At 59.9% G+C, this 21811-nt stretch carries 18 protein-coding genes; 7 read left to right on the top strand and 11 right to left on the bottom strand.

Going from position 1 to position 21811, the window contains the following annotated elements; translation table 11 throughout:
- Positions 1-8: 8 nt before the first annotated feature.
- The 9 genes from Q1A20_RS01890 to Q1A20_RS01850 all read right to left on the bottom strand — a co-directional run bounded on the left by Q1A20_RS01890 (position 9) and on the right by Q1A20_RS01850 (position 9020).
- Positions 9-755, bottom strand: a complete 747-nt coding sequence (locus Q1A20_RS01890; RefSeq protein WP_298969860.1) for an ABC transporter ATP-binding protein — start codon at positions 753-755, stop codon at positions 9-11.
- Positions 752-1528 carry an ABC transporter permease gene (locus tag Q1A20_RS01885; RefSeq protein WP_299631092.1) on the bottom strand — a complete coding sequence of 259 codons (777 nt, stop codon included), beginning with the start codon at positions 1526-1528 and terminating at the stop codon, positions 752-754. The genes Q1A20_RS01890 and Q1A20_RS01885 overlap by 4 nt, the downstream gene beginning before the upstream one ends.
- A complete protein-coding gene (gene alr / locus Q1A20_RS01880; protein WP_299915680.1) occupies positions 1525-2556 on the bottom strand; it encodes an alanine racemase in 1032 nt (343 codons plus the stop codon). The genes Q1A20_RS01885 and alr overlap by 4 nt, the downstream gene beginning before the upstream one ends.
- 82 nt (positions 2557-2638) lie before the next feature.
- Complete coding sequence (locus tag Q1A20_RS01875) at positions 2639-3430, bottom strand: DUF1194 domain-containing protein (protein ID WP_299404204.1); 792 nt, start codon at positions 3428-3430, stop codon at positions 2639-2641.
- A gap of 48 nt (positions 3431-3478) precedes the next feature.
- Positions 3479-4966, bottom strand: coding sequence for a replicative DNA helicase (locus Q1A20_RS01870; protein WP_298969856.1), 1488 nt, complete (start codon positions 4964-4966; stop codon positions 3479-3481).
- A gap of 145 nt (positions 4967-5111) precedes the next feature.
- A complete protein-coding gene (locus Q1A20_RS01865) occupies positions 5112-5792 on the bottom strand; it encodes an orotate phosphoribosyltransferase (protein WP_299915996.1) in 681 nt (226 codons plus the stop codon).
- Between the two features lie 70 nt (positions 5793-5862).
- Complete coding sequence (gene pyrC / locus Q1A20_RS01860; RefSeq protein ID WP_299404207.1) at positions 5863-6897, bottom strand: dihydroorotase; 1035 nt, start codon at positions 6895-6897, stop codon at positions 5863-5865.
- Positions 6898-6935: 38 nt separating this feature from the next.
- Positions 6936-7865 carry a phosphoadenosine phosphosulfate reductase gene (locus tag Q1A20_RS01855; protein WP_299915677.1) on the bottom strand — a complete coding sequence of 310 codons (930 nt, stop codon included), beginning with the start codon at positions 7863-7865 and terminating at the stop codon, positions 6936-6938.
- 105 nt (positions 7866-7970) lie between these two features.
- Positions 7971-9020, bottom strand: a complete 1050-nt coding sequence (locus Q1A20_RS01850) for a glycosyltransferase family 2 protein (RefSeq protein WP_299915675.1) — start codon at positions 9018-9020, stop codon at positions 7971-7973.
- Between the two features lie 212 nt (positions 9021-9232).
- Between Q1A20_RS01850 and Q1A20_RS01845 the strand changes: the two genes are divergently transcribed.
- Both Q1A20_RS01845 and Q1A20_RS01840 read left to right on the top strand, forming a co-directional pair.
- Positions 9233-10141 carry a MoxR family ATPase gene (locus tag Q1A20_RS01845; RefSeq protein WP_298969851.1) on the top strand — a complete coding sequence of 303 codons (909 nt, stop codon included), beginning with the start codon at positions 9233-9235 and terminating at the stop codon, positions 10139-10141.
- A 66-nt stretch (positions 10142-10207) separates the two neighbouring features.
- The gene (locus tag Q1A20_RS01840; RefSeq protein WP_299404217.1) at positions 10208-11470 is read left to right on the top strand and encodes a VWA domain-containing protein; all 1263 of its coding nucleotides are present in this window, start codon (positions 10208-10210) and stop codon (positions 11468-11470) included.
- Positions 11471-11473: 3 nt separating this feature from the next.
- Here the strand turns inward: Q1A20_RS01840 and purL are convergent, their stop codons facing one another.
- Positions 11474-13633, bottom strand: a complete 2160-nt coding sequence (purL, locus tag Q1A20_RS01835; RefSeq protein ID WP_299404219.1) for a phosphoribosylformylglycinamidine synthase subunit PurL — start codon at positions 13631-13633, stop codon at positions 11474-11476.
- A 313-nt stretch (positions 13634-13946) separates the two neighbouring features.
- The gene (locus tag Q1A20_RS01830) at positions 13947-14852 is read right to left on the bottom strand and encodes a LysR family transcriptional regulator (RefSeq protein ID WP_298969848.1); all 906 of its coding nucleotides are present in this window, start codon (positions 14850-14852) and stop codon (positions 13947-13949) included.
- A gap of 173 nt (positions 14853-15025) precedes the next feature.
- Here Q1A20_RS01830 and Q1A20_RS01825 point away from each other — a divergent pair, with 173 nt between their 5' ends.
- From Q1A20_RS01825 to ccmE, 5 genes are all read left to right on the top strand, one after another.
- Positions 15026-18445, top strand: a complete 3420-nt coding sequence (locus tag Q1A20_RS01825) for an indolepyruvate ferredoxin oxidoreductase family protein (RefSeq protein WP_299915672.1) — start codon at positions 15026-15028, stop codon at positions 18443-18445.
- Between the two features lie 85 nt (positions 18446-18530).
- Entirely contained in the window at positions 18531-19406 is an 876-nt protein-coding gene (locus Q1A20_RS01820) for a lysophospholipid acyltransferase family protein (protein ID WP_299915670.1), read from the top strand.
- A 27-nt stretch (positions 19407-19433) separates the two neighbouring features.
- On the top strand, positions 19434-20243 hold the full coding sequence (murI, locus tag Q1A20_RS01815; protein ID WP_299915668.1) for a glutamate racemase: 810 nt from the start codon (positions 19434-19436) through the stop codon (positions 20241-20243).
- Positions 20244-20274: 31 nt separating this feature from the next.
- A complete protein-coding gene (gene argC, locus Q1A20_RS01810; RefSeq protein ID WP_299915666.1) occupies positions 20275-21303 on the top strand; it encodes an N-acetyl-gamma-glutamyl-phosphate reductase in 1029 nt (342 codons plus the stop codon).
- 7 nt (positions 21304-21310) lie between these two features.
- Entirely contained in the window at positions 21311-21754 is a 444-nt protein-coding gene (gene ccmE / locus Q1A20_RS01805) for a cytochrome c maturation protein CcmE (protein WP_298969843.1), read from the top strand.
- Positions 21755-21811 lie beyond the last annotated feature (57 nt).

Below are 21811 nucleotides of genomic sequence, written 5' to 3'. Positions count from 1 at the left end.
GAAAACCCCTAGCGTACCGCCTCGATCGGTCCCTCGGCCTTGCCTTGGATGAACTGGTCCAGATAGGGGTTGCCGCTCGCGTCCATCTGGGCCACCGGACCGGTCCATTGGATCACCCCGTCGTGCAGCATGGCGATGTTATCCGCGATGGCCCGCACTGACGTCATATCATGTGTGATGGTCATGGCAGTCGCGCCCATTTCCACCACGATCTCGCGAATAAGCTCGTTGATCACGCCTGACATGATCGGATCAAGACCAGTGGTGGGCTCGTCAAAGAAGATGATCTCTGGCTCTGCCGCAATGGCGCGGGCGAGGCCAACGCGTTTGGCCATGCCGCCTGACAGCTCCGCGGGAAAACGATCCGCCACATCCGGTTTCAGGCCCACGCGCCGAAGCTTTTCAATGGCAATCTCGCGTGCTTCGTCGCGCGGACGTTTCAGCGAGCCGCGCAGCAGGCGAAACGCGACGTTTTGCCAGACGGGCAGGCTGTCGAAAAGCGCACCACCCTGAAACAGCATCCCGAAACGCGCCAGAAAGGCATCGCGGTCTCCGGAGGCGGCGTCCTTACCGTCCACGCTGATGGTGCCTTTGTCTTGTTTGACCAGGCCCAGAATGCATTTCAGCGCGATGGATTTCCCGGTGCCTGATCCGCCGATGATCACCATCGAGGTGCCGGTTTCGATGTTCAGGTCCAGCCCGCGCAAGACATGGTTGCTGCCGAAGGATTTATGGACGTCTTTCATCTTGATCATAGTGAGAAAAACACCCCGGTGAGCAGGAAGTTCGCGGCAAGGATCAACACCGCAGCCCCTTCGACGGAGGATTTGGTCGCGCGTCCCACACCCATCGCGCCGCGGCCCGAGTGCATGCCGTAGTAGCATCCCATCAAGGTGGCGGCGAAGCCGAAGAACGCGCCCTTGGTCAGCGACGAGATCAAATCCAGCGGTTCGAGGAAATCCACCGTATTGCGGATGTAGCCTGCCGGATTGAAGCCAAGCGTCCCGGTGGCGACCGCATAGCCGCCAAAGACGCCGACGATATCGCCCACTGCGACCAGCACCGGCACGACCAGCACCCCGGCGAGCACCCGCGGCACGGCGAGATATTTCATCGGATGCGTCGAGAGGGTGATCAGCGCGTCGATCTGTTCGGTGACCTTCATGGTTCCGATTTCGGCGGCAATTGACGAGGTGACGCGCGCGGCGATCATCAGCCCAACCATCACCGGCCCAAGTTCACGCACGATGCCGATGGCGACGATCTGCGGCACCACGGCTTCGGCGTTGAAGCGCGACCCACCTGCGTAGATCTGCAGGGCCAGTGCCCCGCCGGTGAAAACAGCCGTCAGACCGACCACGGGCAGCGATAGCCAACCGATGTTCAGCAGCGCAGACAGAAATTCGCGGCCGTAAAACGGCGGGCGCAGCATATGGCTGATGGTTTCGAAACCAAAGATCGCGATGCGTCCAATGGTGGCGAGCACGGTCAGGACAGTGCGGCCTATGAGAGCGAGCGGATTTGTCAAAGATAGACGCGCTTGTAGCGCGCTCCCAGTGAGGTCAGGATTTCGTAACCAATGGTATCGGCGAAGCCTGCGACAGTGTCCACCGATTGATGGGGGCCAATCAGCTCAAGATGTTCGGGCTCTTCGGCGATGCCGGTTACATCCACGCCGATCAGATCCATGGAAATGCGCCCCACCACCGGCACGGATGAGCTGCCGGTGTGCAGGCGCGCGTTGGGGCCCATGGCGCGGATGATGCCATCGGCGTAACCCGCCGCAATCGTGGCGATCCGGGAAGGGCCGCGCGCCACCCATGTGTTGGAATAGCCGACGGTCTCTCCCACGGCGACATCGCGGATCTGGATCACCGGCGCATAAAGCGACACAACCGGGCGCGCATCGATATAGGGCAGGCCCCCGTAAAGGCCGATGCCCGGGCGTACCATGTCAAAGTGGTAGTCAGGCCCCAAAAGCGTGCCGCCGGTCGCCGCCAGCGAGCGCGGCACACCGACATCCTGCGTCATCTCATTGAACACCTGCAACTGGCGCGCGTTCATCGCGTGATCGGGTGCGTCGGCACAGGCCAGATGTGACATGATCAGGGTCGGGCGCTGTTCCAGTGCGACCTCGCGCAGGGCGGTCCATTCCGGATCTTCCATGCCCAACCGGTTCATGCCGGTGTCAAGCTGGATGCCGAAAGGATGCCCGGGCAGGGCCTCCACATGGCGCAGCATCTGGTCGATGGAATTCAACATCGGGGTCAATTCGGCGTCGCGGATCAACGGGGTGTCCCGCTCCATATGTCCTGAAAAGACATTGATCTGCGGGCCTTTGCCCAGAAACTTGCGCAGGGCGGCGCCTTCTTCGGCTACGGCGACAAAAAACGTCCGGGCGCCGGCGCGGGTCAGCGCCTTGACGACCTGTGGCATGCCCAGCCCATAGGCGTCGGCTTTGACAACCGCGGCCGCCTTGCCACCCGCCATCGCGTTGAGGTTCCGCCAGTTCTCGGTCACCGCCGAAAGATCAATTGTCAGGGTCGCTATCGCCATGGCCGGGTTTTGACAGGGATGCCGAGCGCGTCAAGTAGAAAATGGGGCGAGGGTCGGAACCATGCCGATGATCGGACCGATCTTAGGGAATATCAAAATACGCCCGGTTTTGCTCCCACATCTTTTCACCGACCAGACAATCATAGGGGGCGGGGGACTGATATTGCGCCGGGTGGACCCGCGCGGGCAGACCAGCGATCTCCAAAACCAGCTTGCGTTTGACCGCCTGGGCAAATTGATCCCAGGCCAGAACCGGGATCACAAAAGCGCCCGGGCCGCCGATCACGCAGTTTTTATAATAGACATCGAGATCGGGAATGCCCCAGATCTCGCTGAGCTGATCCTGGGTCATCAAGGGCAGGCCATTTATGATGAAACCCCGTTCAAGCGCTGCATCGCGCGCGCGCAACACGGGGCGGCCCTGATTGTTGGGACCATCCCCTGAGACATCAATGACCCGGCGCAATCCGGCAAAGCCGTTGCCCTCAAAGTCATCCGCGGCATACATCAGCGCGCCCGAGATCGAGGTGCGCCTGAGCCCTTCGTCGAAGCGCGCGGTGATCTGATGGGCGATGTCGCGTGCGTCTTCGGCGGATTGCAACAGCGTCCAGGGGACGATGACGCGCTGCGAATATTCGCCCGCCCATTCGACATAGGTGATGGCGATGCGCCCCAGCAGGCCGCTGTCGATTGCGTCCATCACCTGGCGGCTGGTCAGGGCTTCGGCGTATCCGCGCCGCTGGATCTCCAGCTCCGCCGGGGACATGGAGCGGGAGACATCAACCGCGAGGAAGAGTTCCACATCAACTTCCATATCCTCGGCGCGGGCTGCAAAAGAAGCCCAGATGATGCAGAATGTCAGGAGCCAGCGCATGGAGCCACTGCGCCAGAAAACGGCCCAGCTGTCCAATCACAATTCTGATCAGAAGTTCTGGTCGCTGCCCTGCTGCCAGGGTTGCACGAGGTTGCCAAAGCGGGTGAAACGACCCTCGAAGCTAAGCTCCACAGTGCCGATGGGCCCGTGCCGTTGCTTGCCGATCACCACTTCGGCGCGGCCATGCAAGCGTTCCATCTCTTCCTGCCACTTGGCCATGGCTTCGAGATCGTGATCGCCGGGTTTCTCGCGTTCCTTGTAGTATTCTTCGCGGAACACGAACATCACCACATCGGCATCCTGCTCGATGGAGCCGGATTCGCGCAGGTCGCTCAGTTGCGGGCGTTTGTCCTCACGGCTCTCCACCTGACGGGACAGCTGCGAGAGACCAATGACCGGGATGTCGAGTTCCTTGGCGATGGCCTTGAGCCCCATGGAGATCTCGCCGATTTCCTGCACCCGGTTGTCCGAGGTGCCGCGTGCGAGCTGGATATAGTCGACGATCAGCAGATCCAGCCCGTGGGTCCGTTTCAGCCTGCGCGCCCGGGTGGCCAGCTGTGCAATCGGGATCGAGGGTGTATCGTCAATAAAGAGCGGGCAGGCTTCGAGCGCCTTGGCCGCATCCACGAAGCGGCGGAACTCGGCTTCGGTCATATCGCCGCGACGGATCTGTTCGCTGGGCACTTCTGCTGCCTCTGACAGAATCCGCGCGGCGAGCTGCTCGGCACTCATCTCCAGCGAAAAGAAGCCCACGACACCGCCTTCGATGGCGCCTTCGCTGCCGTCGTGGCGTTTACCCTTCTTGTAGGCCTTGGCGATGTTGAAGGCGATATTGGTGGCCAGGGAGGTCTTGCCCATGGAGGGGCGCCCGGCAAGGATCAGCAAATCCGAGCGGTGCAGGCCGCCGAGCTTTTTGTCCATATCGATCAGGCCGGTGGAGACACCTGCAAGCCCGCCTTCGCGCTGGTAAGCTGCATTTGCAACATTAACAGCATCCGTTACTGCTTTGAGAAAGCTTTGAAAACCGCCTTCGGTTTGGCCTTGTTCGGCGAGCTTGTAGAGTGCTTGCTCGGCCTCGACGATCTGCTCCTTGGGCTCGGAAGCCACATCAACCGTGGCAGCCTTGTCGGAAATCTCACGGCCCAGTTGGATGAGGTCGCGGCGCACCGCAAGATCATAGATCATCTGCGCGTAGTCGCGCACGGCAAAGGCGGAAATCGCAGCCCCGGCGAGGCGCGCGAGATAGGCGGGGCCGCCCAGTTCCTTCAACCCTTCGTCGTCTTCCATGAAGGTTTTGAGCGTGACGGGAGAAGCCAGATTGTTCTTGGCGATCCGTGCCGCCGCGATCTCAAAAATACGCGCATGCACGGGGTCATAAAAATGTTTCGGACCGATGATAGAAGCGACCCGATCATAGATATCATTGTTGGTGAGGATGGCGCCCAGAAGCTGTTGCTCAGCCTCGATGGAATGCGGCATCGTCTCGGGCGACTGCACGTCCACGCCCGTTGGATTGAATGCTGTAATTTCGTTCATGCCTGTCCCACTCTTCCCGGGGGTGTCTTAGCTCGTGTCGTTTGTCCGAGGCAAATTGTATGTTTCTCTGGACAACCTGTGGATAAGGCCAATCATACATCATGCTGCGGCACGATGCACGCGAATACCCATATGTTGACGCTGGTTAAGTCGTTTTGCGCGCGTCCTGCCAGGCGCGCGGGGCCTTTAGAAAGACTTCGACCTCGGTCAGGGTCTCGCTGTCGAACGCGCCTTGTGCCTTGGCTTCGGCGAGCACATCCCACCAGGTGCACAGGTGGTGAAGCGCAACCCCATGATCGCCAAGGGTCTTTTCAGTTTCAGGGAAAATCCCGTAGTAGAAAATCACCGCCGTATGGCCGCAGGTGGCACCCGTGTCGCGAATCGCATCCACGAAGGAAAGCTTGGAACCACCATCGGTTGTAAGGTCTTCCACCAGCAGCACCCGCTGGCCCTCGCTCATGTCGCCTTCGATGCGGGCATTGCGGCCGTAGCCTTTGGGCTTCTTGCGCACATAGGTCATCGGTAGGCCCATGCGTTCGGCAACAAGGGCGGCAAAGGGGATGCCCGCGGTTTCGCCGCCTGCGATGTTGTCGAAGGCCTCGAAACCCGCGTTGCGCATGACGGTGACGGTCAGAAAATCCATCAGGGTGCTGCGGATGCGCGGGTGGCTGATCAGTTTGCGGCAATCGATGTAGGTGGGGCTGGGCAGACCCGAGGCAAGGATAAAGGGGTCGGTCGCGTTGAAGTGGACGGCCTTGATTTCCAGTAGCATCCGGGCCGTGAGGCGGGCGATTTCGGCTGGGTCGGGATAACTTGTGGGGATCATCATGCGGTCCTTTGCTGTCACGCCGGAAGAGATCTTGCCTCCGGCGGGGATATTTTCGGCCAGAAGAAGCCTAGCGCACCGCCCAATCCAGCGGGAAGCCGGGATCAAAAACGGTCACTGGCCCGTCAGCGGTATCAATATGAGAGGGGTAGGTTGCGCCGGATTTTTCCAGGGTGATGGTGTCGGTATTTGCGGGCAAGCGGTAAAAGGCGGGCCCATTCAGGGAGGTGAAACCCTCTAACTGGTCGAGCGCGCCATCTTCTTCAAAAACCTGTGCCAGTATCGACAGCGTGTTGGGGGCGGTAAAGCATCCGGCACAGCCGCAGGGCAGCAGTTTGTTGGCATCCGTGTGCGGGGCTGAATCCGTGCCCAGAAAGAAACGCGCGTCTCCGGAGGTTGCGGCGGCGCGTAGGGCCAGGCGGTGCTCCTCGCGCTTGGCCACGGGCAGGCAATAGTAATGTGGTTTGATGCCCCCCGCAAGAATGTGGTTTCGGTTGATCACGAGATGATGGGTTGTGATTGTGGCGCCCAGCGTGTCGTCCTGGGTTCGGGCATAATCGACCGCGTCTTTGGTGGTGATATGCTCCATCACCACGCGCAGGCCGGGCGTTGAGAGACGGATGGGATCCAGCACGCGGTCGATAAAGACGGCTTCGCGGTCGAAGATATCGATGTCCGGGTCGGTCACCTCGCCATGCACGCAGAGCGGCAGGCCGATCTCAGCCATCTTTTCCAGCACGGGCCGAACCTTGTCGAAATTTGACACACCGCTGGCGGAGTTTGTCGTGGCCCCGGCGGGGTACAGCTTCACCGCGTGAACGAGGCCGGAGGCCTGCGCCGCAGCGACATCCGTGGGGTCTGTGTCCTCGGTCAGATAAAGCGTCATCAGCGGCGTGAAATCTGCGCCCTCGGGCACCGCTGCAAGAATGCGGTCGCGGTATTCCATCGCCTGGGCAGAGGTTACCACCGGCGGCACCAGATTGGGCATGATGATGGCACGGGCGAAATGGGCGGTGGTGGCAGGCAGGACAGCTTGCAACATGGCGCCGTCGCGCAGGTGCAGGTGCCAGTCATCGGGGCGGCGGATCGTGAGGCTCTGGGTCATGGCGATGCGCTAGCACAGCTCTGCGCGCAGCACCAGCGTCAGTCGGTGCTCTCGGAGGTCAGTTGTTGCAGTCGTTTGGCAAAGCGCGGCGCGCGCTTGCGGTTCACCACGTTGCGGCAAAGGGCAATGACCAGCGACCGCCGTTCCAATTGATCGAGCCGTGCCAGAAGCCTGCGCAGATAGGGCATGTGATCGCGACGCGCCCGTGCCAGATTTGCAAAATATTCCGGTGTCAGGTTGCCTGCCGCCGCCGCGGCCATGAGCGGGTGGAGCAGCTCCATCGTCAGCAGGTCGGTCTGTATCGCGCCGCCCATGTGGGCCAAGCGCAGTTTCGTCACGCCCGGCCTGGTGAAAAGTGCTGCGTGCATGGCGTCTTCGGTCTGGTAGGGATCGTAGATGACATGCGTTTCCTCCGCTGCATCGAGCATGTCGGGCGCATATCCGTAGCGGTCGGTGAAATTGGTGCGGCGCATTTCAAAAAAGCGTTTGTCCCAGGCTGTCACTCGCGGATCGAGCGTGGCTTGTGGTTGGACGACGAGAACCCGCGCACCGGGTGCCGCCACTGAATAGGCCGCCGCCGCGTAGCCACAGGGCCCTGCGCCGTAGAAGAGAACCGTTTCGAATTCGTCGAAGAACCCATCGTCGACCAGCCGGTCGAAGAAGGCGTAAATGGCCTTGTCGCGGAACCAGGTATCGCCGTCGCTGATGATCGCGAGATGCGACCAGCCGTGTGATTTCACCATGTCCCAGCCCAGGGGCTGCGCCTCCGGAGAGAGTGTCTGTATACCTTGATGGGTTTCGAAAGACACCAGCAGCGTTGGCCCGTCTTCGATAAAAGCGGCGGTATGACGTTTGCCAAGCGGCGTCAGATAGCCGTGTTCGTCAACGATGTTGGCGACTTCGGCGAGCCATTCCCGCTTGCTCAGGTTTCTGAGCGAATATTCAAAATCGAACGCCGCGTCCGGCATGTCAGGCATCCTCAAATCTGTGCGCCGGTCATAGGTGGCGCCGAATTCAGAGTAAACTAAGTACGATTTGAGGCAAAATTACGGAAACAGCTTCTGGTTTCATAGTTAACTGTTGCGGTTCCGGATATCGCGAAGCGCATATTGCACTAACTTTTGCGCCGTATCAGCGTCGATGTTCCGCGAGGGGGCCGCCATCAGTAACCGTCCGAAAAGCGCTCTGAAGGGTTCTTGCAGCATCAGGGCTTCGAATCTGCTGTGACGCCAGGCGACCGCTGCTGCATGCAGCCTGGAAAGCTGCTGATCTGCCAGGAGACCCTCCAGTATCGGCTGGCTCTTCGGCGCGATGGCGTGGATCGAGGTATCTTCATCCGAGTTGAAATTCCGCTCAACCCAATAGTCCAGATCCAGCGCTGTATCCGAATGCACGGCACGCCCGCGGTCGGCTTTAAGCACGTAGCTCTCCATCGCGCCCAGCGGATAGTGGTTCAACTGCGCCAGCCGATGATTGGATTGGCCGTAATCGGAAAAAATCCGGTTCTTGCGAAAGGCTTCTCCTAAGGGGCGTCCTTCGCCGTCGAACCAGCGTGCGTTATCCAGTTTGTCCGGGTCAGGTGATTTGGGCCGGTGCACCCCCAGTTTCCTGTAGGTACCATCGTTTCGGTAAAGGGTCTTGAACATTGCCGCGCGCCAGGGCCAATAGATGATCTGCGGGGCACAGCGGGTGAAAATCTGCGTCACCGGGGCATCCTCAAAACGCACCTGGCCCGCATTCCCGAACAACCGCCAGGTCAGGGTAATCGCTGTCGCGTCGGGCAGGGCTGCAATCAAGGCCGGCAGCGTCCTGTCCCCCACATGCACATTCACAAACTCGTCGATGTCCAGCGGCAACAGCCAGTCTGCTGCGGCTGTTTTCGGGTGCTTGTCGGCAAGACGAAGGGCGTTGAACTGGACACCGCGATTGCCATAAGGACCGGGATTGCGCAGATGCGTCAGCCATCCCATATCCGCCAATCGGTCGAGCATCACGTCGGTGCCATCGGCACAGTCATTCGAACAGACGATGAAATCGGTGATGCCAATGGCCCGGTGATGCGCGAGCCATTCCAGCAGGAAAGCGCCTTCGTTGCGAACGGTCATGACAGCGAGGATGTTCAACAGGTCACCACTTGTGGTCGAAGCTCACCCCCTTGGTGATCGACCAGACCGGAATAGGCAAGAGCCGGGCTTGTCGATTTTCGCAAGCGAAGATCGATTCGAAACAGCGTTATCGGTGCAGGCTATAGGACCAATTGCTTATCCCCGACGCGATCTTTTGCTTGACGACCGGGTGCTGCAATGCAGGTTACGATCCAGTAAAAGGAGCGATCATGTCCGAAGTGGAAACCATCGATGCCGTGCAGCAGATGCTGTCGGATCAAGGATACGTATGTGACCGATCCCTGGGCACGGTGGTGTTTCTGGCATTGCGCCTCGGGCGGCCCCTGTTCCTCGAAGGCGAGGCGGGCGTGGGCAAGACGGAAATTGCCAAGGCGCTTTCCACCGGTCTGGGCCGCAGGCTGATCCGATTGCAATGCTACGAAGGGCTGGATGCGTCGAGCGCCGTTTACGAGTGGAATTTCCCGGCGCAGATGGTCGCCATCCGCACCGCTGAGGCGGCAGGCGATACCTCACGCACAGCGCTTCAGACGGAGCTCTTCAGCGATGACTACCTGATCGAGCGGCCACTGCTCGAAGCCATGCGCCCGGATGAAAACGGTGCGCCGGTCTTGCTGATCGATGAGCTCGACCGGACGGATGAACCTTTCGAGGCATTTCTGTTGGAAGCGCTCAGCGATTTTCAGGTGACGATCCCCGAACTTGGCACCATCAAGGCACCTGAGCCGCCCATTGTCATCCTCACCTCCAACCGTACCCGCGAAGTGCACGACGCCTTGAAGCGACGCTGCCTTTACCACTGGGTCGACTACCCCGATTTTGACCGCGAGATGGACATCCTGCAGGCGCGTGCACCCGAAGCCGCCGAGGCGCTCAGCCGGGAAGTGGTCGCATTCGTCCAGCAACTGCGCACCGAAGACCTCTTCAAGAAACCCGGCGTCGCGGAAACCATCGATTGGGCGAAATGCCTGCTCGCGCTGGATGCGATCACCCTCAGCCCGGAGGTCATCGCCGATACGCTGGGCGCGATCCTCAAGTATCAGGACGACATCCAGAAACTACAGGGCTCGGAGGCCAAGCGCATTCTGGATCAAGTCAAAGCGTCACTGGAACCTGTCTGATGTTTCTTCTGGCCCAAAATATCCCGGGGAGGCGCGCAGCGTCGGGGCAGCGCCCCAAAAGACACCATGCCTGAATACGCGCCGCTCGATCTGCCGGAGGATCCAAAGCTGGCGGGTAACATCACGCATTTCGCGCGCGCCCTGCGCCGCGCGGGCCTTCCCATTGGTCCGGGCCGGGTGATTGATGCCATTCGCGCGGTCGAGGCCGCGGGTTTCACCGAAAAACGCGACTTTTACTGGACCCTGCATGCCTGTTTCGTGAACCGTCCGGAGCATCGCGTGGTCTTTGCTCAGATTTTCCGGCTCTACTGGCGCGACCCGCGCTACCTCGAACATATGATGTCCTACATGATCCCCGCGGTGCGCGGCGTGCAGGAAGACCGAAAAGCACAATCCGCCGAGAAACGCGCGGCCGAGGCTTTGCTCGACGGGGCAGAAGCCCCCGATTTCAATGAGGACAAACCAGAGAGCGAGGACGCCACCGAGGTCGAGATCGACGCCAGCCTCACCATGTCCTCGCAGGAGCGGCTGCGCTCTCTCGATTTCGAACAGATGAGCACCGCGGAAATGGCGGCCGCCAAGCGCATGCTGGCCAAGCTGAACCTGCCGGTGCCGCCGATCCGGTCGCGGCGCGCAAAATCCAGCCTGACGGGGCGACGTGTCGATGCGGCACGTTCCTTGCGTGCGGCGATGCGACAGGGCGGAGAGATGCACAAGATCGCGCTGCAGGAACCGCGCCCGCGCTGGCCCAACCTGGTGGTGCTTTGCGATATTTCCGGCTCCATGAGCCAATACAGCCGCGTGGTGCTGCACTTTCTGCACGCCGTCGCCAATGCAAAGGGCGCGGGCTGGGCCAAGGTCCACGCCTTCACCTTTGGCACCCGTCTCACCAACATCACGCGTCATCTGAAACACCGTGATGTGGATGCGGCGCTTGCTGCCGCCGGGGCCGAGGCGCAGGATTGGGAAGGCGGCACGCGCATCGGTCAGTGTCTGGAAAGCTTCAATCGCGACTGGTCACGCCGGGTGATGGGGCAGGGAGCGGTGGTCTTGCTGATCACCGATGGGCTGGACCGGGACGACCCCGATGCGCTGGCGCGTCACATGGAACGTCTGCACCTGTCCTCACGCCGTCTGATCTGGCTCAATCCATTGCTGCGCTGGGAGGGGTTTGCGCCGAAAGCCCAAGGGATCAGAGCGATGTTGCCGCATGTGGACAGCTTCCGCGCGGGTCACTCCATTGCCTCGCTCGAAGATCTCGCGCTGTCGCTTTCCCGCCCGGAGGATATGGGCGAGAAAGACCGGCTGATGCGGCTGATCGGCGTCTGAAGGTCAGGCAACCGATTGCGCAAAGGCGGTGCGGTAGGTCACGGAGAGCGCCGTCACTGAGACCCGGCTGGCCCCCATGCAGACGTCATACCCGCCAAAACGGCCCACCTGCGTCAGGCTCAGCCCGGCGGTGCCTGCGGCCTCCATCAGCGTCTCTGCCTGCGCCGCACTGCAGGCGATGAGGTAGCGGCCCTGATCCTCACCAAAGAGGGTGCCGGTGTCATCTGTTTCCAGCGTCACGCCCATGCCCGCATTTTCCGCCATCTCGAAGGCCGCCAGCGCCAGCCCGCCGTCAGAAAGGTCCGTGCAGGCACCGATCATCGCGCGGTGTGCCCGGATGAAGTTGCCATGCGCGACCTCCTGTGCCAGATCGACAGGGGGCGCATCGCCCTCCGTCCGGCCAAACACTTCGGCCAGCAGTGCGGATTGCCCCAGATGACCCGCCGTCTCGCCCAGCACCAGCGCCACATCATGTTCGTGCACATCACATCCGATGATGTCGTCGGTGTGAGGGAGCAATCCAACGGCACCGATGGTCGGTGTCGGCAGGATCGCGGCGCCATCGGTTTCATTATAGAGCGATACATTCCCCGACACGATGGGCATGTCCAAAGCCTCGACGGCGGCGCCGATGCCTTTGATCGCACCTACGAATTGCCCCATGATCTGCGGCTTTTCCGGATTGCCGAAATTCATGTTGTCGGTGGTCGCCAGTGGGGTCGCCCCCACGGCACTTAGATTGCGGTAGGCTTCGGCCACGGCCTGTTTGCCGCCTTCAACCGGGTTGGCCTTGACGTAACGCGGGGTCACATCGGAGGTGAAGGCCAGCGCCTTATCGGTGCCATGTACCCGCACGATGCCAGCACCCAGCCCGGGAATGCGGACCGTGTCAGCCATGACCATCGTGTCATATTGCGTGTAAACCCATTCCTTGGACGCGTAGTTCGGGCTAGAGATCAGCGCTGTGAGCCCTTCGATCGGATCGACCGTGAGGGCCTCGTCAAAGGCGGCAGGGGCAGGGGTTTCTTCCCACGGGCGGTCATATTCCGGCGCGGTGCCAGCCAGTGTTTTCAACGGCAGATCGGCTTTGACCTCGCCATTGTGCACAATCAGGAAACGATCCTCGGCGATGGTTTCACCGACGATGGCGAAATCGAGGTCCCATTTGTCAAAGACCGCTTTTGCTTCGGCCTCAAGCTCCGGGCGCAGCACCATCAGCATGCGTTCCTGACTCTCTGACAGCATCATCTCATAAGCGGTCATCCTCTCTTCGCGCACCGGCACGTTTTCCAGATCGAGCCGGACGCCCAGATTGCCCTTGTCACCCATCTCCACGGCGGAACAGGTCAGGCCTGCCGCCCCCATATCCTGAATGGAAATCACCGCGCCGGTCTGCATCAGCTCCAGCGTCGCCTCCATCAGGCGTTTTTCGGTGAAGGGGTCGCCCACTTGCACGGTGGGCCGTTTTTCCTCAATGGTATCGTCAAATTCGGCGGAGGCCATGGTCGCGCCACCAACGCCGTCGCGTCCTGTTTTGGCGCCCAGATAGACCACCGGCATGCCAACGCCGGACGCTGCCGAATAGAAAATCTTATCCGCATCGGCCAGACCAGCGGCAAAAGCATTCACCAGGCAGTTGCCGTTATAGGCGGGATCGAACCGCACCTCGCCGCCCACGGTGGGCACGCCAAAGCAATTGCCGTAGCCACCGATGCCCTCAACCACCCCATTCACCAATTGCCGGGTTTTGGGGTGGGACGCTTCCCCGAAACTCAGCGAATTCATCGCCGCAATCGGCCGCGCGCCCATGGTGAAAACATCGCGCAGGATGCCCCCCACGCCGGTGGCCGCCCCCTGATAGGGTTCGATGTAGGAGGGGTGGTTGTGGCTCTCCATCTTGAAGACCACGGCCTGCCCGTCGCCGATGTCAACCACGCCGGCGTTTTCGCCGGGACCGCAGATCACCTGCGGGCCGGTGGTGGGCAGGGTGCGCAGCCACTTCTTGGAGGACTTATAAGAACAGTGCTCGTTCCACATCGCGGAGAATATCCCAAGCTCGGTGAAGCTCGGCGTGCGGCCCACGATTTCCAGAATACGCTCGTATTCCTCCGGGCTCAGCCCGTGGCTTGCGATCAGGTCCAGTGTGATGGCAGGTTCGGTCATTGCGCGTAGGCCCCCCGTGGCAAATCCTGGGGGTTCTTTAGAGGAAGGGGCAGGTGGGGAAAAGAGCAAAGCCCGCTTTGCATGGCGCAGGCGCCCGATCTCATCCGAACCGGCAGCTTTGGGCGCCGTACCGGTTGAAAAAAAAAGGCCGAGCACGAAGCTCGGCCAAGTCCAACAGGGAGGTATGAAGGCAGATGCAGGGCATCCGCTCCTTCAAGAGATGAAATAGGTGGCAGCGTGCACACGATCAAGGCTGATTCAGTATGAGGCACGTCATGCCAGATATGCATCATTTGCATAGCTGGCGGCGTTATCAGAACTTTTGCTTGTCTCTCAACTGTTTGCGATAACTTATGATCTCTTCCTGGACAAAGTCCTTGAAGGCAGAAACCCGCTGCGAATGCCGCAATTCTTCCGGATATGCCAGAAAAACCGGCACATCTGCAGACTCAAGATCCGGCAGGACCTGCACAAGGTCCGGGAAGTCTTCGGTCACGTAATCGGGCAGCACACCGATTCCCAGATTGTTGAGCACCCCCTGCAGGACACCGTAGTAATTATTGACCGTCAGCGTGGAGCGGATTTCATAGGTCATGAGATGCTGCACAAGGTTCAGCCCGGCGCCAACCTGGTCGCTGTCCGTGTTCTGACAGATCAGACGGTGATCCATGATGTCTTCAATCTCCACCGGCGTGCCATGCTCTGCCAGATAATCGGGCGTGGCATAGAGGCACATGCGGATCATCATCAGTTTCTTGCGGATCAGGTCGGCCTGGCTGGGTTCTTTCATGCGGATGGCCACGTCCGCTTCCCGCATGGGCAGGTCAAGCACGCGTTCTTCGAGCATCAGATCAATCTTCAGATCCGGGTATTGCTCGTAGAGCTTTGGCAGGCGCGGCGACAGCCATAGCGTGCCAAATCCGGTGGTGGTCGTGACCCGCAATTCGCCAAAGACTTCCTCTTCGCTGTCGCGGATGCGGGCAGACGCGGTGTCCAGCCGTTTTGTCATCGCACTGGTGGCATCAAAGAGTAATTCACCCTGTTCGGTCAGAATCAGCCCGCGCGCATGCCGGTGAAAGAGGGTTGTATTGAGCGATTCCTCAAGGCCCCGCACCTGCCTGCTGACCGCAGATTGGGACAGGTTCAGTTTATCGCCCGCATGGGTCAGCGACCCCGCGTCCGCCACGGCGTGAAAAATTCTCAGCTTATCCCAGTCCATACCACTACCCGTTTTATCGTTACGCTTCCTGTTAGCGGTATCCGCCTTCGAAATACAGTGGCGGGCAGCGCAAAAGCGGTTAATCGCGAAAAATTGGCTATACAGGTCAGCTTTTGTGACCTATTATGGTAGCAAATATGTGCAACACTGGTTTAGCGCTGGGGAGGCGTCCGATGAGCACTCAGAAAATTACACTCAACGACCGATATGATCTGACCAAGAGCCCGGTTTTGTTGAATGGCACCCAGGCGCTTGTGCGCCTCATGATGATGCAAAAGGCCAAGGACAAGGCCGATGGGCTGAATACTGCGGGTCTGGTGACCGGATACCGCGGATCGCCGCTCGGGGCGGTCGATATGCAGATGCAGCGGGCTTTGAAACCGCTGACTGAGCATGATGTGACCTTTCAGGCCGGCCTCAACGAGGATCTCGCCGCAACCGCGCTCTGGGGCAGCCAGCAGGCGGAATTGCGCGGTGAGGGCAAATACGATGGTGTTTTTGGCCTGTGGTACGGCAAGGGGCCTGGGGTGGATCGGTCCGGCGATGTGATGCGCCACGCCAACATGGCGGGCAGCGCCAAAAACGGCGGTGTCCTGATGGCCATGGGCGATGATCACACCGGTGAAAGCTCGACCGTTTTGCACCAGTCCGAATGGGCGATGGTCGATGCCTATATGCCGGTTGTCAGCCCTGCGGGTGTGCAGGAAATCCTGGATTACGGGCTCTACGGCTTTGCACTCAGCCGGTTTTCCGGGCTGTGGGTCGGGTTGAAGACGATGAAAGACACCATCGAGGTGACCTCAGTCGTTGATGCCCATCCCGCGCGCGCTCCTTTTGTGATCCCCGACTTTGATCTGCCCGAGGGCGGGTTGAACATCCGGCTGATCGACACACCGCACGAGCAGGAAGCGCGGATGATCGATTACAAACGCTTTGCCGCCGAAGCTTTCAGCCACGCCAACAAGATGGATAAGCGCGTCTGGGGCAAACCGGGGGCCAAGATCGGTTTTGTCGCGGCGGGTAAGAACTGGCTTGATCTGGAGCACGCGCTGACCTTGCTGAATATCGATGCAGATGAGGCTGAGCGGCTGGGCATCACCACCTATAAAGTCGGCCAGACCTTCCCGCTTGATATGAAGGGCTTCCACGACTGGGCCGAAGGGCTCGATCTGATTGTCGTCGTGGAGGAAAAACGCAAGCTGATCGAAGTGCAGATCAAGGAAGCGATTTTTGACGACCGGCGCGGGCGGCGCGTCTTTGGCTGGCACAAAGGCGGCGGCGCGGGATCGATGCATGGGGAGGAACTCTTTCCCACCCGCGGTGCGCTGGACCCGATCATGATCGCCGAAAAGCTTGGCGCTATTCTGATCGAAGAAGGGCGTGATACCGAGAGGTTACGCGCAGGCCTTAATGTGCTGGCGGATGCACGCCGCAATGACAATGCCGAGGATATCGCGGCACGGCTGCCCTATTTCTGTTCGGGCTGTCCGCATAACTCGTCGACGAAACTGCCAGAGGGGTCACGCGCCTATGCGGGCATTGGCTGTCACTACATGGTGCAGTGGATGGACCGGGAAACCACCGGGTTCACCCATATGGGCGGCGAGGGTGCGAATTGGATTGGCGAAGCCCCGTTTTCGACGCGTGACCACGTGTTTCAGAACCTTGGCGATGGTACGTATAACCATTCCGGCGTGCAGGCCATCCGCGCGGCGCTGAATGCCAAGACCAATATCACCTACAAGATCCTCTACAATGACGCGGTCGCAATGACCGGCGGACAGCACAATGAGGGCGACCTCGACGCCCCGCGCATCGTCAAAGAGCTGCAGGCGATGGGCGTTGCGCATATCGCTGTGGTCTATGACGAAAAGGAAGATGTCGATCTGGCGGCGTTTACAGGCGTGGAAACCCACGAGCGGGGGTCTTTGCAAACTGTGCAGGAGAAGTTTGCAAAGACCCCCGGCGTCTCTGCGATTGTCTATATTCAGACATGTGCTGCCGAAAAACGCCGCCGTCGCAAGCGGGGGCTGTTCCCGGACCCTGACAAGCGGGTTTTCATCAATACTGATGTCTGTGAGGGCTGTGGGGATTGCGGGGTGCAATCCAACTGCGTGTCCATCGTGCCAAAGGAAACCGAACTGGGCCGCAAGCGCGCGATTGATCAATCCTCGTGCAACAAGGATTTTAGCTGCGTCAAAGGGTTCTGCCCCTCTTTTGTAACGCTCGAAGGGGCCCAGGTCCGCAAAGACCCCACAACCAAGCTGGAGATCCCTGATTTGCCAGCGCCCGAGTTGCCGGCCATCGACGGCACATTCAACGTGGTCATCACGGGCGTCGGCGGCACCGGCGTTGTGACCATCGGCGCGGTGATGGCGCAGGCCGCCCATATCGACGGCAAGGGTGCGGGCATGATGGAAATGGCGGGGTTGGCGCAAAAGGGCGGTGCGGTGCATATCCATTGTCGCCTTGCTGAAAAGCCAAGCGATATCAGTGCTATACGGGTGGCGACTGGCGAGGCTGACGCGCTGATCGGCGGTGATCTGGTTGTCTCTGCCGGGGCAAAAACGCTTGGGCTGACACGCGCCGGACGCACGGGCGCCGTGGTCAATAGTCATGAGATCATCACAGGTGACTTTACCAGAGACACTGAATTCCAGCTGCCAAGCGAGCGGTTGTCGCTGGCCTTGGAGGCACGGCTCAAGGATCGCGTCGACCTCTTTGACGCGTCCGATCTGGCCAAGGCGACGTTGGGCGATTCCATCTTTTCCAACATGATGATCTTTGGCGCGGCCTGGCAGCGGGGCTTGGTGCCCCTGTCCCAAGAGGCGATTTTGGAGGCGATCGCGTTGAATGGCGCCGCCGTCCCGCAAAACCAGCGGGCTTTTGAAATTGGCCGTTGGGCGGTCCTTTTCCCTCAGGAGGCGCAGGCGCTGTTGCAGCCCAAAGTCATCAATCTGCCGAAGACGCTAAGAGAAAAAATCGTCTTTCGCGCGGACCATCTGAAGCAATACCAAAGCAGCAGGCTGGCGAAACGATACCAACGCTTCATCGACAAGATCGAGGATCGGGAGGTCAAGGAGACGGCTTTAACAGGGTATCATAAGCTATTGTCTTATAAAGATGAATATGAGGTTGCGAGATTGCTGCTCTCAACACGCGACAAGGCGTCAGCCGAGTTCGAGGGCGACTTCAAGATGAGCTTCAACCTCGCACCGCCCATGCTGTCGAAGATTGGCCCCGACGGTCGCCCAATGAAGCGCACCTTTGGTCCCTGGCTCGAAAAACCTTTGCGGCTGCTCGCGAAATTCAAACGGCTGCGCGGCACACCGCTTGATCCGTTCGGATATACGCAGGAACGCCGGATGGAACGTGCGCTGATCAAGCAATATGAGCGGGATATGGGGGAAGTGCTGCCGCTGCTGAACGATGCCACGCGCCCGGCGATTGCGGCACTTGCGGCGCTGCCCATGCAGATCAAAGGGTTCGGCCCGGTGAAACAGCAAAACGAAGCACAAGCGGCAAAAAGACGTGAAGAACTGCTTGGAGTGATCCGTGCCGGCGGCACTGAGGCGGCACAAGCGGCGGAGTGACACGTCACAACTTTGTAATATTGGCTAGGCATACTTCATCGCCACACGTATGGTTGCGCAGCGAGTGATGGAGACACCGATGGGAATGACGCGCCCCCGTTCTGCGCGAGATATCAGCTATTCCTTTTCCGCCGAAACCAAGGGCGGGCGGGCGCTGATCCGTGTGATGGAAAACAGCACGGGCCGGTTGCGGCTGATCAAGCGCGCGCGCGGGTATGAAGACGAAGTGGCCGCGGGGCGAGATTTCTTCGATGTCATGGTCGAGCGCTACGGTCTGACGCTGGAGACGGTGTCGGGGTCGCTGGATCTGATCCCGCGGGACGGCCCGCTGATCATGATCGCAAATCACCCATACGGCATTCTGGATGGTCTGATGATGGGCCATATTCTGGCGCGAACGCGGGGTGATTTTCGCATTCTGGCCAATTCGGTGTTTCGCAAGGCCGAAGACCTCAACCGGATCATCCTGCCCATCAGTTTTGACACCACCAAGGAGGCGATGGCGCTGAACATTGCCACGCGCAAGACGGCGCTGGATTATCTGAGCAATAGCGGCGCCATTGGTATTTTCCCGGGGGGCACAGTGAGCACAGCGGCCCGGCCCTTTTCGCGGCCAATGGATCCGGGCTGGCGTAGTTTCACCGCGCGGATGATCGCCAAATCGGGTGCCACGGTGGTGCCGCTCTATTTCGACGGCCACACCAGCAGGCTGTTCCAGATCGCCAGCCACATGCATTCGACCTTGCGCATGGGGTTGCTGATCAAGGAGTTTCGAAAACGGGTGGATACGCCTGTGAAAGTCGCGATTGGCCAGCCCATCGGTCGCGACGTTCTGGAGCCGCTTGCAAAGGATGGCAAAGCGATGATGGATTTCCTGCGAAAAGCAACGTATGAGCTATCCACGGACCCCGAGAAGCGGTTTGATCTGGGGTATGAATTCGAAGAGCGGCATCGGGTCTGACCAGGTGCCACAAGGGCACCAGAGACAATGGCAGTTGGGATTTTTGATAGTGGTTTGGGCGGGTTGACCGTCCTTGATGCGGTGGAAAAGCGCCTGCCGGATGTGCCCTTTGTCTACCTCGCGGACAGTGCCAACGCGCCCTATGGGGTGCGCACCTCTGATGACATCTACGCCTTGACCTGTGCTGCTGTGACCCGGTTGTTTGATGCGGGATGCAATCTGGTCATTCTGGCCTGCAACACCGCCTCGGCGGCGGCCTTGCGGCGCATGCAGGAATCCTGGGTGCCGCAGGACAAGCGGGTGTTGGGCGTATTCGTGCCGCTGATCGAAGCTATGACGGAGCGGCAGTGGGGCGACAATTCACCGCCGCGCGAAGTGGACGTCAAGCATGTGGCGCTTTTTGCGACCCCGGCCACCGTGGCGAGCCGTGCGTTTCAACGGGAGCTGGCCTTTCGCGCCATCGGTGTGGATGTCGAGGCCCAGGCCTGCGGCGGCGTGGTGGATGCCATCGAAGACGGCGACATGATCCTGGCCGAAGCCCTGGTGCGCAGCCATGTGGATGCCTTGAAACGCAAGATGCCTGATCCCGACGCCGCCATTCTTGGGTGCACGCATTACCCGTTGATGCAGCAGGAATTTCAGGATGCGCTTGGGCGTGATGTCCGGGTGTTCAGCCAGGCCTCGCTGGTTGCGGAAAGCCTTGCGGATTATCTCCTGCGCCACCCCAATATGCTTGGCACCGGCGCGTCCGACTTTCTGACCACGGGCGACCCCCGGCGTGTGAGCGACCGTGCGACACAGTTCTTGCGACGACAGATTACATTCCAATCTGCCTGACGCATATCAACACTTTCGAGACGGACTTCACATGACCTATTCCATCGCTATTCTCGGCGCCTCTGGCTATACCGGGGCCGAACTGATCCGGCTGATTGCCGATCATCCGCAGATGAAAATCACAGCCCTGGGCGCTTTTTCAAAGGCCGGGCAGACCATCGCGCAGGTGTTTCCGCATCTGCGGCATTTGTCCTTGCCCAGGCTTTTGCAAATTGAAGAGATCGACTTTGCAAACATCGATCTGTGTTTTTGCGCGCTGCCGCATAAGACCAGCCAGCAGGTGATCGCCAATCTGCCTGCGGATCTCAGGATCATAGATCTCAGCGCGGATTTCCGGTTGCGTGACCCGGACGCCTATAAAACCTGGTACGGGAATGATCACACGGCCTTGGCCCAGCAGAAAGAGGCGGTCTATGGCCTCACCGAATTCTATCGGGACGAGATCAAGGGCGCGCGTCTTGTTGCGGGCACCGGGTGCAATGCGGCCACCGGGCAATTCATGCTGCGGCCCCTGATCAACCCGGCTGTGATCGATCTTGATGACATCATCCTGGATCTGAAATGCGCTGTATCCGGGGCGGGGCGCAGCCTGAAGGAAAACCTGCTGCACGCGGAGCTTTCCGAAGGGTATCACGCTTACGCAGTGGGCGGGAAACACCGGCACCTTGGTGAATTTGATCAGGAATTCAGCCTGTTGGCGGAGCGGCCCATTCAGGTACAATTCACACCGCATCTGATCCCGGCCAATCGTGGCATTCTGGCGACCGGATATGTGAAAGGCGACCCGGCGCGGGTGCATGAGGTTTTGTCCGCGACATACGCCGCAGAGCCCTTCATCGAGGTGCTGCCCTTTGGCGAAACGCCAAGTACGCGCCATGTGCGGGGGTCGAATTTCTGTCACATCGGCGTTGCCAGTGACCGCATACCGGGGCGGACAATCATCGTCGGCGCGTTGGATAATCTCACAAAAGGTTCGAGCGGGCAGGCGTTGCAAAACGCCAATCTGATGTTAGATATTGAGGAGACAGAGGGCCTGATGATGGCTCCGCTTTTCCCGTGAGGAGCTGATGAAAAGCCTAAAGAAACAGCGCCGTATCCAGGTCATTGCCGTTGCGGCAGTGGCACTGGTGTTGTCGACGGCGCTGATTGGCTATGCGATGCGCGACGGGATCAATTTCTTTCGCGCACCCAGTCAGATCATCGCAGAACCCCCCGGTCCGTCTGAGGTGTTTCGCATTGGCGGACTGGTGGAGGAAGGCTCTATCGTGCGCGGGCAGGGCAAGACCATCCAGTTCAGTGTGACAGATGGCGGCGCGGTTGTGCCCGTGACATACACTGGCGTACTGCCCGATCTCTTTGAAGAAAACCAGGGCATGGTCGGGACTGGCCGTTACATTAACGGTGTCTTTGAAGCTTCTGAAATTCTTGCGAAACACGATGAAACCTACATGCCCAAAGAGGTTGTGGACGCACTGAAAGAGCAGGGTGTCTACAAGGAGCCCGAAGGCTGACACCGTACGCTGCTCTTAAGATGAATTAACCATTTTGATCCCATCTTTGCCGCCGCG

It is taken from the genome of uncultured Roseobacter sp., from assembly GCF_947501835.1.
GTDB lineage: Bacteria > Pseudomonadota > Alphaproteobacteria > Rhodobacterales > Rhodobacteraceae > Roseobacter.
This window is presented reverse-complemented; position numbering and strand designations above follow the sequence as displayed.

Excerpts from the sequence above, each read along its gene's own strand:
- Q1A20_RS01825 (WP_299915672.1), top strand. The coding sequence starts at position 15,026 with ATGAGCACTCAGAAAATTACACTCAACGACCGATATGATCTGACCAAG.
- pyrC (WP_299404207.1), bottom strand. The coding sequence starts at position 6,897 with ATGACCCAGAGCCTCACGATCCGCCGCCCCGATGACTGGCACCTGCAC.
- Q1A20_RS01890 (WP_298969860.1), bottom strand. The coding sequence starts at position 755 with ATGATCAAGATGAAAGACGTCCATAAATCCTTCGGCAGCAACCATGTC.
- Q1A20_RS01855 (WP_299915677.1), bottom strand. The coding sequence starts at position 7,865 with ATGCCGGACGCGGCGTTCGATTTTGAATATTCGCTCAGAAACCTGAGC.
- Q1A20_RS01845 (WP_298969851.1), top strand. The coding sequence starts at position 9,233 with ATGTCCGAAGTGGAAACCATCGATGCCGTGCAGCAGATGCTGTCGGAT.
- Q1A20_RS01870 (WP_298969856.1), bottom strand. The coding sequence starts at position 4,966 with ATGAACGAAATTACAGCATTCAATCCAACGGGCGTGGACGTGCAGTCG.
- Q1A20_RS01865 (WP_299915996.1), bottom strand. The coding sequence starts at position 5,792 with ATGATCCCCACAAGTTATCCCGACCCAGCCGAAATCGCCCGCCTCACG.
- Q1A20_RS01820 (WP_299915670.1), top strand. The coding sequence starts at position 18,531 with ATGACGCGCCCCCGTTCTGCGCGAGATATCAGCTATTCCTTTTCCGCC.
- purL (WP_299404219.1), bottom strand. The coding sequence starts at position 13,633 with ATGACCGAACCTGCCATCACACTGGACCTGATCGCAAGCCACGGGCTG.
- Q1A20_RS01875 (WP_299404204.1), bottom strand. The coding sequence starts at position 3,430 with ATGCGCTGGCTCCTGACATTCTGCATCATCTGGGCTTCTTTTGCAGCC.
- Q1A20_RS01840 (WP_299404217.1), top strand. The coding sequence starts at position 10,208 with ATGCCTGAATACGCGCCGCTCGATCTGCCGGAGGATCCAAAGCTGGCG.
- argC (WP_299915666.1), top strand. The coding sequence starts at position 20,275 with ATGACCTATTCCATCGCTATTCTCGGCGCCTCTGGCTATACCGGGGCC.
- alr (WP_299915680.1), bottom strand. The coding sequence starts at position 2,556 with ATGGCGATAGCGACCCTGACAATTGATCTTTCGGCGGTGACCGAGAAC.
- Q1A20_RS01830 (WP_298969848.1), bottom strand. The coding sequence starts at position 14,852 with ATGGACTGGGATAAGCTGAGAATTTTTCACGCCGTGGCGGACGCGGGG.
- ccmE (WP_298969843.1), top strand. The coding sequence starts at position 21,311 with ATGAAAAGCCTAAAGAAACAGCGCCGTATCCAGGTCATTGCCGTTGCG.
- murI (WP_299915668.1), top strand. The coding sequence starts at position 19,434 with ATGGCAGTTGGGATTTTTGATAGTGGTTTGGGCGGGTTGACCGTCCTT.